The sequence below is a fragment of the Enterobacter cloacae complex sp. 382A5 genome, assembly GCF_050031095.1.
GTDB classification, from domain to species: domain Bacteria; phylum Pseudomonadota; class Gammaproteobacteria; order Enterobacterales; family Enterobacteriaceae; genus Enterobacter; species Enterobacter cloacae.
In genome coordinates, this window is sequence record NZ_JBLGVK010000001.1 from 4,375,366 (window position 1) to 4,391,007 (window position 15,642).

9 protein-coding genes are annotated in these 15,642 nt (G+C 56.8%); 3 read left to right on the plus strand and 6 right to left on the minus strand.

Translation table 11 applies throughout. The annotated features are described in order from the left end of the window. Positions 1–64 precede the first annotated feature (64 nt). A complete protein-coding gene (gntT, locus tag ACQG2G_RS20750) occupies positions 65–1,381 on the plus strand; it encodes a gluconate transporter (protein WP_013099097.1) in 1,317 nt (438 codons plus the stop codon). 110 nt (positions 1,382–1,491) lie between these two features. Here the strand turns inward: gntT and malQ are convergent, their stop codons facing one another. Next, entirely contained in the window at positions 1,492–3,570 is a 2,079-nt protein-coding gene (malQ, locus tag ACQG2G_RS20755) for a 4-alpha-glucanotransferase (protein WP_023619865.1), read from the minus strand. A gap of 9 nt (positions 3,571–3,579) precedes the next feature. Further along, positions 3,580–5,973 (minus strand): maltodextrin phosphorylase, encoded by a 2,394-nt coding sequence (malP, locus tag ACQG2G_RS20760; RefSeq protein WP_061771511.1) that lies wholly within the window; start codon positions 5,971–5,973, stop codon positions 3,580–3,582. Positions 5,974–6,558: 585 nt separating this feature from the next. Here malP and malT point away from each other — a divergent pair. After that, positions 6,559–9,264, plus strand: a complete 2,706-nt coding sequence (gene malT, locus ACQG2G_RS20765; RefSeq protein WP_038420753.1) for an HTH-type transcriptional regulator MalT — start codon at positions 6,559–6,561, stop codon at positions 9,262–9,264. A gap of 97 nt (positions 9,265–9,361) precedes the next feature. On the opposite strand, the gene ACQG2G_RS20770 is transcribed toward malT, so the two are convergent. The 3 genes from ACQG2G_RS20770 to glpE are packed head-to-tail and all read right to left on the minus strand — an operon-like array spanning position 9,362 to position 11,347. Beyond that, complete coding sequence (locus ACQG2G_RS20770; RefSeq protein ID WP_057072379.1) at positions 9,362–10,120, minus strand: DeoR/GlpR family transcriptional regulator; 759 nt, start codon at positions 10,118–10,120, stop codon at positions 9,362–9,364. Positions 10,121–10,136: 16 nt separating this feature from the next. After that, positions 10,137–10,967, minus strand: a complete 831-nt coding sequence (glpG, locus tag ACQG2G_RS20775) for a rhomboid family intramembrane serine protease GlpG (RefSeq protein ID WP_061771510.1) — start codon at positions 10,965–10,967, stop codon at positions 10,137–10,139. 47 nt (positions 10,968–11,014) lie between these two features. Then, positions 11,015–11,347: a thiosulfate sulfurtransferase GlpE gene (glpE, locus tag ACQG2G_RS20780; RefSeq protein ID WP_061771509.1), complete on the minus strand. Its 333-nt coding sequence runs from the start codon at positions 11,345–11,347 to the stop codon at positions 11,015–11,017. A gap of 250 nt (positions 11,348–11,597) precedes the next feature. Here glpE and glpD point away from each other — a divergent pair, with 250 nt between their 5' ends. Then, positions 11,598–13,106 (plus strand): glycerol-3-phosphate dehydrogenase, encoded by a 1,509-nt coding sequence (gene glpD / locus ACQG2G_RS20785; RefSeq protein WP_348595957.1) that lies wholly within the window; start codon positions 11,598–11,600, stop codon positions 13,104–13,106. Between the two features lie 86 nt (positions 13,107–13,192). On the opposite strand, the gene glgP is transcribed toward glpD, so the two are convergent. Then, on the minus strand, positions 13,193–15,640 hold the full coding sequence (gene glgP / locus ACQG2G_RS20790; protein WP_013099108.1) for a glycogen phosphorylase: 2,448 nt from the start codon (positions 15,638–15,640) through the stop codon (positions 13,193–13,195). Positions 15,641–15,642 lie beyond the last annotated feature (2 nt).

A 15,642-nucleotide genomic window follows, 5' to 3' on the forward strand; every position in this document is an offset into this window, starting at 1 on the left:
GACAACCGGAACGTGTCGTTGAAACAATGACGTTACCCATAACAATTCAAAGGCCAGGTAAATCATGCCATTAGTCATCGTTGCTATCGGTGTTGTGTTATTACTGCTCTTGATGATCCGTTTCAAAATGAACGGGTTTATCGCTCTGGTTCTGGTGGCACTTGCAGTCGGTCTGATGCAAGGGATGCCGCTGGTCAAAGTTATTAGCTCCATTAAAGCGGGTGTCGGCGGCACGCTCGGCAGCCTGGCGTTGATCATGGGCTTTGGCGCCATGCTCGGCAAAATGCTGGCGGACTGCGGTGGTGCACAGCGTATTGCCACCACGCTTATCGACAAATTTGGTAAGAAGAACATCCAGTGGGCAGTTGTGTTAACCGGTTTTACCGTCGGTTTCGCACTGTTCTATGAAGTGGGCTTCGTGCTGATGCTGCCGCTGGTCTTCACCATTGCGGCGGCGGCGAGCATTCCGCTGCTGTATGTCGGTGTACCAATGGCAGCAGCGCTGTCCGTGACGCACGGCTTCCTGCCACCGCACCCGGGCCCAACCGCTATCGCCACCATTTTCCACGCCGATATGGGTAAAACCCTGCTGTTCGGTACGATTCTGGCCATCCCAACCGTGATTCTGGCGGGCCCTGTTTATGCCCGCTTCCTGAAAGGCATTGATAAGCCGATTCCGGAAGGTCTGTACAGCGCGAAAACCTTCACCGAAGAAGAGATGCCTGGCTTTGGCGTCAGCGTCTGGACGTCTCTGGTCCCGGTGATCCTGATGGCGATGCGCGCCGTGGCAGAGATGGTTCTGCCGAAAGGTCACGCGTTCCTGTCCGTTGCTGAGTTCCTCGGCGACCCGGTGATGGCCACGCTGATTGCGGTGTTGATCGCGATGTTCACCTTCGGCCTGAACCGCGGTCGTTCCATGGATCAGATCAACGACACGCTGACCTCTTCCATCAAAATCATTGCCATGATGCTGTTGATCATCGGCGGTGGCGGTGCGTTCAAGCAGGTTCTGGTCGATAGCGGTGTGGATAAATACATCGCGGCCATGATGCATGAAACCAACGTGTCGCCGCTTCTGATGGCCTGGTCTATCGCCGCAGTTCTGCGTATCGCGCTGGGTTCTGCAACCGTTGCGGCAATCACCGCGGGCGGTATCGTTGCGCCACTGATTGCCACCACGGGCGTCAGCCCTGAGCTGATGGTTATTGCCGTCGGTTCCGGTAGCGTGATTTTCTCACACGTGAACGATCCGGGCTTCTGGCTGTTCAAGGAGTACTTCAACCTGACTATCGGTGAAACCATCAAGTCCTGGTCCGCGCTGGAAACCATTATTTCGGTGTGTGGTCTGGTCGGGGTGCTGCTGTTGAATATGGTGGTCTGATGCCATAAGTCGGGTGGCGGCTTCGCCTTACCCGACCTACTCGCTCCATGTAGTCCCGGTAAGCGTAGCGCCACCGGGCAATAAAAAACCCGCCACTGGCGGGTTTTTTATCACTTCTTCGCGACTGCTTTTCGCCGCTTGTCCAAATCCTTAATCAGCCTGTTCACCCCGTCATCAGCAAACATCGTCTCAAGCGTAGTGGATAACTTGCGGCGCCAGTTCTTGTACTGATAGCTGGTGCCCGGGATGTTCACCGGCTCCGCCATATCAATCCAGTCTTCCGGCTGCAGGCCCAGCAGGGCGCTGTTGCTGTCGGCAATGTAGCGCTGCAATCCGCGGTTGAGCGTCGGCGTCATCGACATCAGCGACGCTTTATGCCCGGCGCGTTTCGGCAGACAGCCGTGCTTATGCAGTGCATCCAGCAGACCCTGCTTCGCCAGCTCGCGATCCTGATACAGGCCGCGAAGCACATCTTCATCGGGATAGAGACCCAGGGTTTTACCGAGCGTCAGATCGCCGCTTTCCCAATAGCCACGAAGCGTAGGAAGGTCATGCGTCGTCGCGACTGCCATTGACTGTTCAGGGTACGCTTGCGGCGCGCGGAAGGTTTTCTCATGGTCGTTTTCAAAATAGAGCACTTTATAGGAGTAAACGCCGCTGTCGCGAAGCTTACTGACGATTTCTACCGGCACGGTACCGAGATCTTCGCCGATCACCATGCACTGATGGCGCTTGCTTTCCAGCGCCAGGATCGACAGCAGATCGTCAACCGGATACTGAACATACGCCCCGTGATCGGCCGTCTCACCGTAGGGGATCCACCACAGGCGCAGCACGGACATCACGTGGTCGATACGCAGCGCGCCGCAGTTCTGCATGTTGGCGCGCAGCAGATCGATAAACGGCTCGTAGGCACGCGCCGCCATCACGTGCGGATCCATCGGCGGCAGGCCCCAGTTCTGGCCGAGCGGGCCCAGAATATCCGGTGGTGCGCCTACGGAGGCCTTCAGGCAGTACAGCTCACGGTCACACCAGGTTTCCGCCCCGCCTTCTGCCACGCCAACGGCCAGGTCGCGATACAGGCCGATCGGCATCTTATAGCCCTGGCTCACCTGCCAGCAGTCGGCAAACTGGCTGTACGCCAGCCACTGCAGCCACAGGTAGAAGTCCACTTCATCGGCGTATTTTTTACAGAACGCTTTGACTTCAGGCGTGTCGACGGATTGATACGCCTCCGGCCAGACCGGCCAGCCCCAGCGCATTTCGTCCTCTTTCACCTGATACGCATGCAGCGCATCGAACGCCGCCTGCCAGTAGAGGCTCTCGCCCTCCTGCGCCACAAACTGACGGAAGGCGGCCATCTCCTCGTCATCACGCTGAGAAAAGCCTTTCCACGCCAGACGCAGGGCAGCCATCTTCAGCGCCGTCACGGTGGAATAGTCCACCCAGTCTGCTTCGCGCGCCTGCTTCAGCGCCTGCTGAGTGGTGCTAAGTGCCCACCACGCCTGCGCTTCCGGGCTGTTTTTGAAATCGTCTAACGCATTCACGTCGATGTAAATCACGTTCAGCCAGCGACGGGACGACGGGCTGTACGGGCTGGCACTCTCCGGGTTAGCCGGATAGAGGGCGTGGATCGGGTTGAGGCCGATAAACGCGCCGCCGCGCTCCCCCACCGATGCCAGCATCTTTTTCAGGTCACCAAAATCGCCGATGCCCCAGTTGCTGTCAGAGCGCAGGGTGTAGAGTTGCACGCAGGCCCCCCACAGCTTTTTGCCTTCGAGCAACGCCTGCGGCTCATAACAACGTTTTGGCGCCACGATCAACCGGCAGTGAAAGCGCAGCTCGTCCTGGGTGAGCGTTAGGGTGTGGTACCCCTCCGGCAGCTTCGCCGGAAGGGTGAGTGCTTTGCCGCCAGTGGCGTGACCCTTGTGCTGATGTCCCTCTTCGGTGGTCAGCAGCCAGGTAAACTCGCCGCGTCCTTCCACCGCCAGCGACATCTTTTTGCCCGCGGTGAAGACTTTAACGTTCGGTACCGGCGTGGCCGACGCTTTCGCGTCGGTTTTGTGCATGGCATCCAGCAAACGTCTTTTGGTGTCGGCGCCAATAGACTGTGGTTTGCCGTGAGCATTAATGTAACTGAGGCTGATCCCCGCCGCCTGCGCGGCACTGTCCAGACGTTTACTCTCCATCGCGCTTCCTTAGCGTTTTGCCTGCCAGATACGAGTCTGATAATCACGGATTGAACGGTCAGAGCTGAACATTCCGCAGCGGGCGGTGTTCAGAATGCACGCCCGGGTCCACGCTTCCTGGTCACGGTACAACACGTCGACCTGTTTTTGCGCTTCCACGTAGGCCGTGAAGTCTGCCATCACCAGATACGGGTCGCCGCCGTGTTTGCCCATGCTGTGCAGCATCTGGTCAAACGCATGCTTATCGCCATCGCTGTATTTACCGCTTTCCAGCTCTTTCAGCACCGCATCCAGCACTTTGTCCTTCTTACGCCATTTCACCGGATCGTAGCCTTTGGCCTTGAGGGCTTTCACTTCTTCAACCGTATGACCAAAGATAAAGATGTTCTCTTCTCCAACCTTCTCGGCAATCTCTACGTTCGCACCGTCGAGCGTACCAACAGTCAGTGCACCGTTCAGCGCCAGCTTCATGTTGCCGGTACCGGACGCTTCTTTACCCGCGGTCGAGATCTGCTCGGAGATATCCGCCGCCGGGATTAGCATCTCTGCGGCAGAGACGCAGTAGTCCGGCAGGAACACCACTTTCAGCTTGTCGCCCACTTTCGGATCGTTGTTGATAGCCGCCGCCACTTTATTGATGGCGAGGATAATGTTTTTCGCCAGGTAGTAGCCTGGTGCCGCCTTCGCGCCGAACAGGAACACGCGCGGCACGCGGTCAGCGTGCGGGTTCTCGCGGATCTCTTTGTACAGCGCGAGGATATGCAGCAGGTTCAGGTGCTGACGTTTATATTCGTGCAGACGCTTAATCTGGATGTCGAAAATGGCGTTCGGGTTAATCTCGATCCCGGTACGCGCTTTCACAAACGCCGCCAGACGCACTTTGTTATCCCGCTTGATGGCGCGGTATTGTTCGCGGAACTTCGCGTCGTCCGCGTATTTTTCCAGGTTGATCAGCTGGTCCAGATCGTTGGCCCACTCTTTCTTCAGCGTTTTGTCCAGCAGACCGGCCAGCAGCGAGTTGCACTGTTTGATCCAGCGACGCGGCGTGATGCCGTTGGTCACGTTATGGAATTTGGTCGGCCACAGCTGGTGATATTCCGGGAACAGGTCTTTCACCACCAGATCCGAGTGCAGCGCCGCCACACCGTTCACCGCAAAGCCGCTCACCACGCACATATTTGCCATGCGCACCTGTTTGTCATGCACCACGGCCAGCTTCGCCCAGACCGCTTTGTTGCCCGGCCAGGTTTTATCCACCAGCGTTTTAAACTGGTCATTGATCTTGTTGATGATCTGCATATGGCGCGGCAGCAGCGTTTTCACCAGCTTCTCGTCCCAGCACTCCAGCGCTTCTGGCATCAGGGTGTGGTTGGTGTAAGCAAAGGTGCGGCTGGTGATCGCCCAGGCATCATCCCAGCTCAGCTGGTGCTCGTCGATCAGCACACGCAGCAGTTCAGGAATAGCGATGGTCGGGTGCGTGTCGTTAAGTTGAATCACTTCAAAGTCAGGCAGCTGTGCCAGCTTGCGGCCCGCCAGGTGGTGACGACGCAGAATATCCGCCACGGAGCAGGCGCACTGGAAGTACTGCTGCATCAGACGCAGTTTCTTGCCCGCCAGATGGTTGTCGTTCGGGTAGAGCACTTTGGTCAGCTTCTCGGCGTCGATGCCCTGCTGTTCAGCACGCAGGAAATCGCCGTCATTGAATTTGGTCAGGTTAAACGGATGCGCATGCTTCGCCTGCCACAGACGCAGCGGTTGCGCCACGCCGTTACGGTAACCCAGCACCGGCAGGTCCCAGGCTTCGCCGATAAACGTAAATGCCGGTTCCCAGAGACCCTGTTTTGATACTTTGCCGCCAATGTTCACCTGCACATCCAGCTGCGCGTTGTGGCGGAACCACGGGTAGGTGTTACGGTGCCAGTCGTCCGGCGCTTCCATCTGATGCCCGTCTGCAAATGACTGACGGAACAGACCGTATTGATAGTTCAGGCCGTAACCAATGGCCGACTGCCCAACCGTTGCCATCGAATCGAGGAAACAGGCCGCCAGACGTCCCAGACCACCGTTGCCCAGCGCCGGGTCAATCTCTTCTTCCAGCAGGTCGGTCAGGTTAATGTCGTGTTCTTTCAGCACATCCCCAACCTCCTGATACCAGCCGAGGTTCAGCAGGTTGTTGCCGGTCAGACGACCGATCAGGAATTCCATCGAGATATAGTTGACGTGGCGCTGACCTTTTACCGGTTTTGCCAGAGGTTGAGCATCCAGCTGCTCTGCGAGCGCACCGCTCACCGCCTGCCACCACTGGTGAGGCGTCATCTCGTTTGCAGCATGAAGGCCAAAACGCTGCCACTGACGCGTCAGGGCAGCCTGGAATTGAGCTTTGTTGAAGGTAGGCTGTGACATAGGGGATCGGCATCCTTTAGAAAGAAAACACAAGTTGGCGCTAGTGTGCCTGGCTCATTTCTCCTCTTCCTCCTCCCGCAGGGGATTAGGCAGGGAGGAGTAGCGGGGATGAGCATAAAAGTGTGATCGAGGCCACTCTGAGAGCATAGTCGGAGTGTGTCAGGAAGATAAAAAGATAACCGGGAAGCGTGTCAGGAAAATGAAATGCAGTTTCGGGTGAAATTAAAACGCGCTGAAATGATTACTTACGTAGAATAATATTTCTGCAACCGGGTCAGAACGAAGAAGATTATTAATTTCACTAAACTTTACCCCGCGTTTATTAAATTTGACGTCACTATACCTTTCTGAAACCAGTTTCAGCGCAGCCGCAGCACAGCCATACAAGCCAGCATTGACGCGGCATCACAGCCCTTTCCAGAAAGTTCCATCATCTGTCTGAATGTTTTGTGACAGAGTGCAAATTCAGAGCCACCAAAACCAGACATAACTTGCAATAGTTCTCTTTCTGGCCGACCTTATATCTATTAATTACGAAGCGCAAAAAAAATAAATTCTCTCGTTCCCCACAGTGAAGTGAAACCTATGTTGATTCCGTCTAAATTAAGTCGCCCGGTTCGTCTTGACCATACAGTGGTCCGCGAGCGTCTGTTGGCTAAACTTTCCGGCGCGCATAATTTCCGACTGGCGCTGGTTACGAGCCCTGCAGGTTATGGAAAAACAACGCTCATTTCGCAATGGGCCGCAGGTAAAAGCGATCTTGGCTGGTACTCCCTTGATGAGGGCGATAACCAGCAAGAACGTTTTGCCAGCTATCTGATTGCCGCCATTCAGCAGGCCACCAACGGGCACTGCGTGGCCAGCGAAGTGATGGTGCAAAAGCGCCAGTACGCCAGCCTGTCCTCCCTTTTCTCTCAGCTGTTTATTGAACTGGCCGAGTGGCATCGCCCGCTTTACGTGGTCATTGATGATTATCATCTGATCACTAACCCGGTGATCCATGAGTCCATGCGCTTCTTCCTGCGCCATCAGCCGGAAAACCTGACCCTGGTGGTGCTGTCGCGTAACCTGCCGCAGCTGGGCATTGCCAACCTGCGCGTGCGCGATCAACTGTTGGAAGTGGGTAGCCAACAGCTGGCCTTTACCCATCAGGAAGCCAAACAGTTCTTTGACTGCCGCCTGAACTCACCGATTGAGGCCGCTGAAAGCAGCCGCCTGTGCGACGATGTCGCCGGTTGGGCGACAGCGCTGCAGCTGATTGCCCTCTCCGCCCGGCAAAATAACAGCCCGACGCATCAGTCCGCGCGTCGCCTGGCGGGGATCAACGCCAGCCATCTTTCCGATTACCTGGTGGATGAGGTGCTGAACAGCGTCGATCCTTCGACCCGTCATTTCCTGCTGAAGAGCTCCCTGCTGCGTTCCATGAACGATGCGTTGATTGTGCGCGTGACCGGCTGCGAAAACGGTCAGCTGCAGCTTGAAGAGATTGAACGCCAGGGGCTGTTCCTGACGCGGATGGACGATCCCGGCGAATGGTTCAGCTATCACCCGCTGTTTGGCAGTTTCCTGCGCCAGCGTTGCCAGTGGGAGCTGGCGACTGAATTGCCGGACATCCACCGGGCTGCCGCTGAGAGCTGGATGGCGCAAGGCTTCCCGAGCGAGGCTATCCATCATGCGCTCGCCGCCGGTGATGCCGGCATGCTGCGCGATATCCTCCTCAACCACGCGTGGGGGTTGTTTAACCACAGCGAACTGACGCTGCTGGAAGAGTCGCTGAAAGCGTTGCCGTGGGAGAGCCTGCTGGAGAACCCGCGTCTGGTGCTGCTGCAGGCCTGGCTGATGCAGAGCCAGCACCGCTACAGCGAAGTGAATACCCTGCTGGCGCGTGCCGAGCAGGAGATGGAAAGCGATATGGATACCACCCTGCACGGCGAATTTAACGCCTTGCGGGCCCAGGTAGCAATCAACGATGGCGATCCGGAAGAAGCAGAGCGGCTGGCAATGGTCGCGCTGGATGAGCTGCCGCTGGCCAATTTCTACAGCCGCATTGTGGCGACGTCGGTACACGGCGAGGTACTGCACTGCAAGGGTGAGCTGACGCGCTCCCTGTCGCTGATGCAACAAACCGAACAGATGGCCCGCCGTCATGATGTCTGGCATTACGCGCTGTGGAGCCTGATCCAGCAAAGCGAAATTTTATTTGCTCAGGGGTTCCTGCAGGCGGCCTGGGAGAATCAGGAAAAGGCGTTCCAGCTTATTCGCGAACAGCATCTTGAACAGCTGCCAATGCACGAGTTCCTGTTGCGTATTCGCGCCCAGCTTCTGTGGGCGTGGTCGCGCCTGGATGAAGCAGAGAGCTGTGCCCGCCAGGGCGTAGAGGTGCTTTCCGGCTTCCAGCCGCAGCAGCAACTGCAGTGCCTGGCCCTGCTGGTGCAATGCTCGCTGGCGCGCGGGGATCTGGATAATGCCCGCAACCACCTGAACCGTCTGGAGAACCTGCTCGGCAATGGTCAGTATCACAGCGACTGGGTTTCGAACGCCGATAAGGTGCGGGTGATTTACTGGCAGATGACGGGTGATAAGAAATCCGCCGCCAACTGGCTGCGCCAGACGCCAAAACCTGAATTTGCAAATAACCACTTCCTGCAAAGTCAGTGGCGAAACATTGCCCGCGCGCAGATCCTGCTCGGTGAGTTTGAGCCGGCTGAGATTGTGCTGGAAGAGCTGAACGAGAACGCCCGCAGCCTGCGTCTGATGAGCGATCTCAACCGTAACCTGCTGCTGCTTAACCAGCTCTACTGGCAGGCCGGGCGTAAAAATGATGCCCAGCGCGTGCTGCTGGAGGCGTTGCAGCTGGCGAACCGTACCGGGTTTATCAGTCACTTTGTGATTGAGGGTGAAGTGATGGCTCAACAGCTGCGTCAGCTTATTCAGCTCAACACGCTGCCGGAGCTGGATCAGCACCGTGCCCAGCGTATCCTGCGCGAGATTAACCAGCACCATCGCCACAAGTTCGCCCACTTCGACGAGAACTTCGTTGAACGCCTGCTGAACCATCCGGAAGTGCCTGAACTTATTCGCACCAGCCCGCTGACGCAGCGCGAATGGCAGGTGCTTGGGCTTATCTATTCAGGCTACAGCAATGAGCAGATTGCCGGTGAGCTGGCGGTGGCGGCAACCACCATCAAAACGCATATCCGCAATCTGTATCAGAAGCTGGGCGTGGCGCACCGTCAGGATGCGGTGCAGCATGCGCAGCAGCTGTTGAAGATGATGGGGTACGGGGTGTAGGTTTGTGCGGGCTGATGCCCTCACCCCGGCCCTCTCCCACGGGGAGAGGGAGAACAATTTGTAGGTCGGGTAAGCGCAGCGCCACCCGACACAACCGTTAGCACAGTTCCAGCTGCAAATTATTATCTTTAATCACCTGCATCACGCCCGCCGGTGGCATCACATCGGTATAAACCGCATTTACCATGCTGATGCTGCCCATGTTGACCATCGCGTTACGGCCAAATTTGGAGTGGTCCACCACCAGCATCACGTGACGTGAGTTTTCAATGATCGCGCGCTTGGTGCGCACCTCGTGATAATCAAATTCCAGCAGTGAGCCGTCGCTGTCGATGCCGCTGATCCCCAGAATGCCGAAGTCGAGACGGAACTGAGAGATAAAATCGAGCGTCGCTTCACCAATGATGCCGCCGTCGCGGCTGCGCAGTTCGCCCCCGGCGAGGATGATGCGGAAATCATCTTTCTGCATCAGGGTATTGGCCACGTTCAGGTTGTTGGTCACGATGCGCAGGTTTTCGTGATCCAGCAGCGCATGGGCGACCGCTTCAGGCGTGGTGCCGATATCAATAAACAGCGTCGCCCCGTTGGGGATTTGGCTCGCCACTTTACGGGCAATGCGCTCTTTCTCTGCCGTCTGCGTGGCTTTGCGGTCATGCCACGAGGTGTTAACCGAACTGGACGGCAGCGCCGCCCCGCCGTGATGGCGCAAAATACGGTTTTGATCGGCAAGATCGTTCAGGTCGCGGCGGATGGTTTGTGGGCTGACGGCAAACTGTTCCACCAGCTCTTCGGTGCTGACGTATCCCTGTTTTTTTACCAGTTCGATAATGGCGTCATGACGTTGTGTTTGTTTCATGAAATATCCCTGGGAATTATGTTCGTTTTCGCGCATGGAGCGTGTCGGCAAACGCCATTGCCAGCCCGACGGCCAGCCCGGTGACGTGCGCACCATTGGCGATAGACATACCAAACAGATCAAACCATCCGGCAATTAGCCATATTAACGCAAAGGTTATCAATCCGCGCTGCAGATAGATGCCACTTTCGGGGTCGCGCTCCCCCCTGAGCCAGACATAGCCCATCAGGGCATACACCACGCCGGATAAACCACCGAACCACGGGCCGCTGAATTTATGCTGCACATAGCCGCTCAGCAGGGCGCTGATAAGGGTGATAACAATCAGCTTGCCGCTGCCCAGACGCTTCTCCACCGCGCCACCGAGATACCACCACCACAGCAGGTTAAAGAGAATATGCATCACCGAGAAGTGCATCAGCGCGTGGGTGAAATAGCGCCAGACGTCAAAATCGAGAGGCGGGTCGTACGGCCACGCAAGCGCGATCATCACGCTCTGGTCACCCACCACGTTCATAATGATGAAGACGATAATGCAGGCCGCCATCAGTAGCAGCGTAAACGGACCTGCGCGCTCGCGAATGGTGGCAAGGAAGGGGAAGCGCCGATAGTGCAGTCCGCTCCCCGTCTGCCCCGACTGCCAGCTCGCGGCCAGATAGCGAGGGTCGCCGGGATTCTCAAGAAAGCGGGCCAGTTCCGCATTCACGCGATCGGCCTGGCTTTCATCCGCCAGCCAGACATCGGTTTTCGTGTGCTGCTGAACGGTCAGGATGATGCCCTGGGTTGCCATATAGTCGACAAACGCCTGGGCGACGCGCGGATTGGTAAAAGAGGTGATCATCAACATGGGCGGCGGTCGCTTATTTCCACACAAAAGGGGACAGTATAGCGGGATCAGCGCTCAAAAGCGTATTCCACTTCTGCCGGGAAATGACGATGCCAGGCATCGAAACCGCCGTCGACGCTGTAGACCGCATCATAGCCCTGCTGAATAAGGTACTGCGCCGCACCTTTGCTGCTGTTGCCGTGATAGCACATCACCATCACCGGCGTATCGAAGTTGTTATCGCGCATAAACGCGCCCAGCGTATCGTTGGTGAGGTGGAACGCACCCGGGGTGTGGCCCATCGCAAAACTCTGCGGATCGCGGATATCCACCAGCACCGCCGTTCCCTGGTGCATCTTCTGGTGGGCTTCTTCTACGTTAATACATTCAAACTGATCCATGGTGTTCTCTTTCTGTTGTTCAGGTTGGGTGCGCTCTGATGCCCTCACCCCAGCCCTCTCCCACGGGGTGACGGAGAAAAGTTAGTCGCACTATTTTACCCCGTAGTGTACGTCCTGGCGGCGGGTAAACGCCATTATGTTATCCATATCACTCTAAATTGTTTTTTTGATGTTACCAAAAGCGCGTTCCTTTGCTATTATGAGCGATATCGAACATTTCTGAGCTTTAACGAAAGTGCGTGAGGGTGTTATGGAAACCAAAGATCTGATTGTGATAGGCGGTGGCATCAACGGTGCCGGTATTGCGGCAGACGCCGCAGGACGCGGATTATCCGTACTGATGCTGGAAGCTAACGACCTCGCCTGCGCGACGTCGTCCGCCAGCTCCAAACTGATTCACGGTGGCCTGCGCTACCTGGAACACTATGAATTCCGTCTGGTCAGTGAAGCGCTGGCCGAACGTGAAGTGCTGCTGAAGATGGCACCGCACCTGGCCATCCCGATGCGCTTCCGCCTGCCCCATCGCCCGCATCTGCGTCCGGCGTGGATGATTCGAATCGGTCTGTTTATGTACGATCATCTGGGTAAACGCACCAGCCTGCCGGGTTCAAACGGTTTGCGTTTTGGCTCAGAATCGGTCCTTAAGCCTGAAATCGTGCGCGGTTTCGAATATTCCGACTGCTGGGTGGACGATGCGCGTCTGGTGCTGGCTAACGCACAGATGGTTGAGAAGAAAGGCGGCGAAGTGAAAACCCGCACCCGCGCCACCGCTGCGCGCCGTGAAAACGGCCTGTGGCTCGTCGAAGCGGAAGACGTGGATACCGGCGAGAAGTTCAGCTGGAAAGCGCGCGGTCTGGTGAACGCCACCGGCCCATGGGTGAAACAGTTCTTCGACGAGGGGATGCATCTGCCATCTCCGTACGGTATCCGCCTGATCAAAGGCAGCCACATTGTGGTACCACGCGTGCACACCCAGAAGCAGGCCTACATTCTGCAGAACGAAGACAAGCGCATTGTGTTTGTGATCCCGTGGATGGACGAATTCTCCATCATCGGCACCACCGACGTGGAGTACAAAGGCGATCCGAAAAACGTCGAGATCGACGAGAGCGAAGTGAACTACCTGCTGAAGGTGTATAACGCGCACTTCAAGAAACAGCTGTCCCGTGATGACGTGGTCTGGACTTACTCCGGCGTGCGTCCGCTGTGCGATGACGAATCTGACTCACCGCAGGCGATTACCCGTGACTATACGCTCGATATTCACGACGTGGACAGTCAGGCACCGCTGCTCTCCGTGTTTGGTGGCAAGCTCACCACCTACCGTAAGCTGGCCGAGCACGCGCTGGAAAAACTGGCGCCGTACTACAAAGGCATTGGCCCGGCATGGACCAAAGGCGCGGTACTGCCTGGCGGTGATATCGGCGACAACCGCGATGATTACGCCGCGAAGCTGCGTCGTCGCTATCCATTCATCACGGAAGGCATGGCGCGCCACTATGCCCGTACCTACGGCAGCAACACGGAATTGATCCTGAGTGACGCGAAAGAGATTGCCGACCTGGGCGAACATTTTGGTCACGAGCTGTACGAAGCCGAACTGCGCTATCTGGTGGAACATGAGTGGGTTCGCCGTCTGGATGATGCCATCTGGCGTCGTACCAAAGAGGGTATGTGGCTGAATGCCGAACAGCAGTCGCGTGTTGCGCAGTGGTTGCTGCAGCATGCGGGGAAGCGTGAGCTGTCGTTGGCGTCGTGATGTAAAAAAGCCGGGTGGCGGCTCCGCCTTACCCGGCCTACTCGATCCCGTAGGCCCGGTAAGCGCAGCGCCACCGGGCTTTGTTTTTACAGCCGCACCGGATCAATATGCCAGATATTCTCGGCATACTCCTTAATGGTCCTGTCGGACGAGAAATACCCCATATTGGCGATGTTATGCATCGCGACGCAGGTCCACTTCTCCTGCTGACGATAAAGCTCGTCCACCCTGTCCTGACAATCCACGTAGCTGCGGTAATCCGCCAGCACCTGATAGTGATCGCCAAAGTTAATCAGCGAATCCACCAGGTCCCGATAGCGCCCTGGCTCGTCTGGGCTAAACACCCCGGTGGCGATTTGCGTCAGCACCTGACGTAGCTCCTCATCCTCTTCGTAATACTCACGCGGCGAGTAGCCTTTCTTGCGCAGCGCCTCCACCTCTTCCGTGGTATTCCCGAAGATAAAGATATTTTCCGCCCCCACGTGCTCCAGCATTTCGACATTGGCCCCGTCCAGCGTGCCGATGGTCAGCGCGCCGTTAAGGGCAAACTTCATGTTACTGGTGCCGGACGCTTCCGTCCCGGCGGTGGAGATCTGCTCAGAGAGATCGGCCGCCGGAATGATCAGCTGCGCCAGGCTGACGCTGTAGTTAGGAACAAAGACCACCTTCAGCTTGTCGCCGATATCCGGATCGTTGTTGACCACCTTCGCCACATCGTTGATGAGGTGAATGATGTGCTTCGCCATGTAGTAAGCGGACGCCGCCTTACCGGCAAAGATCTTCACACGCGGCACCCACTCCGCCGTCGGATCGGCCTTGATGCGGTTATAGTGGGTGATCACATGCAGCACGTTCATCAGCTGGCGCTTGTACTCATGAATACGCTTGATCTGTACGTCGAACAGCGCTTTCGGGTTCGCCACCACGTTCAGATGTAACGCCAGCCAGACTGACAGACGTTTCTTGTTCAGCAGCTTGGCTTCTCGTACGGCTTTGTTCACCGCCGGAAAATCAATGTGCTGTTCAAGCTCGCTCAGCTGGCTGAGATCGGTTCGCCAGGTGCGGCCAATGTGCTCATCCAGCACCTCAGAAAGCGGCTGGTTTGCCAGCGCCAGCCAGCGACGCGGCGTGACGCCATTGGTCACGTTGCAGAAACGCGTCGGGAAGATCTTCGCAAAGTCCGCAAACAGCGACTGCACCATCAGGTTCGAGTGCAGCTCTGAAACCCCATTCACCTTGTGGCTGATCACCACCGCCAGCCAGGCCATGCGTACGCGACGACCGTTCGATTCATCAATGATAGAAGCGCGGCTCAGCAGGCCGGTATCGTTCGGATACTGCTCCTGCAGCGTCTTGAGGAAGTAGTCATTTATTTCAAAGATGATCTGCAGATGGCGCGGCAAAATTTTGCCGAGCATATCCACCGGCCAGGTTTCCAGCGCTTCGCTCATCAACGTGTGGTTAGTGTAAGAGAAGACCTGACAGGTCACCTCAAACGCATCGTCCCAGCTGAACTTATGCTCGTCGATAAGCAGACGCATCAACTCCGGGATCGACAGCACCGGATGGGTATCGTTGAGGTGAATGGCGGTTTTTTCCGCCAGATTGGCGTAGGTCTTGTGCAGCTGATAGTGACGGCTGAGGATATCCTGAATCGTCGCGGAGACGAGGAAATACTCCTGACGCAGGCGCAACTCGCGCCCGGAATAGGTCGAGTCGTCCGGGTAGAGCACGCGGGAGACGTTCTCGGAGTGGTTTTTATCTTCCACCGCCGCGAAGTAGTCGCCCTGGTTAAATTTACCCAGGTTAATCTCGCTACTGGCCTGCGCGTTCCACAGACGCAGCGTATTGGTCGCATCGGTGTCGTAGCCCGGGACAATCTGGTCATAGGCGACGGCAAGGATCTCTTCGGTTTCCACCCAGCGGGACTTTTTCCCTTCCTGCTGAATACGTCCGCCAAACCGCACCTTATAGCGCGTATTGTGACGTTTAAACTCCCACGGGTTGCCGTATTCCAGCCAGTAGTCCGGGGACTCTTTCTGACGTCCGTCCACGATGTTCTGCTTGAACATCCCGTAGTCGTAGCGAATGCCGTAGCCACGCCCCGGCAGGGCCAGCGTCGCCAGCGAGTCGAGGAAGCAGGCGGCAAGTCGCCCCAGGCCACCGTTACCGAGCCCCGGGTCGTTCTCTTCGTCAATCAGCTCTTCTAAGTCCAGCCCCATCTCTTCCAGCGCGGTTTTAACGTCATCGTAAATACCGAGCGATAACAGCGCGTTAGAGAGGGTGCGGCCAATCAAAAATTCCATCGACAGGTAGTAAACCTGACGCGTTTCCTGCGACAGCTGGGCGCGGTTGGAGCGCAGCCAGCGTTCAACCATGCGGTCACGCACCGCAAACAGGGTGGCGTTGAGCCACTCGTGTTTGTTGGCGATGACCGGATCTTTCCCGATGGTAAACATCAGCTTATAGGCGATAGAATGCTTCAACGCCTCAACGCTGAGCGTGGGGGAAGAGTAACTAAAAGGAGCGTTCATAT

Excerpts from the sequence above, each read along its gene's own strand:
- gntT (WP_013099097.1), top strand. The coding sequence starts at position 65 with ATGCCATTAGTCATCGTTGCTATCGGTGTTGTGTTATTACTGCTCTTG.
- malQ (WP_023619865.1), bottom strand. The coding sequence starts at position 3,570 with ATGGAGAGTAAACGTCTGGACAGTGCCGCGCAGGCGGCGGGGATCAGC.
- malP (WP_061771511.1), bottom strand. The coding sequence starts at position 5,973 with ATGTCACAGCCTACCTTCAACAAAGCTCAATTCCAGGCTGCCCTGACG.
- malT (WP_038420753.1), top strand. The coding sequence starts at position 6,559 with ATGTTGATTCCGTCTAAATTAAGTCGCCCGGTTCGTCTTGACCATACA.
- ACQG2G_RS20770 (WP_057072379.1), bottom strand. The coding sequence starts at position 10,120 with ATGAAACAAACACAACGTCATGACGCCATTATCGAACTGGTAAAAAAA.
- glpG (WP_061771510.1), bottom strand. The coding sequence starts at position 10,967 with ATGTTGATGATCACCTCTTTTACCAATCCGCGCGTCGCCCAGGCGTTT.
- glpE (WP_061771509.1), bottom strand. The coding sequence starts at position 11,347 with ATGGATCAGTTTGAATGTATTAACGTAGAAGAAGCCCACCAGAAGATG.
- glpD (WP_348595957.1), top strand. The coding sequence starts at position 11,598 with ATGGAAACCAAAGATCTGATTGTGATAGGCGGTGGCATCAACGGTGCC.
- glgP (WP_013099108.1), bottom strand. The coding sequence starts at position 15,640 with ATGAACGCTCCTTTTAGTTACTCTTCCCCCACGCTCAGCGTTGAGGCG.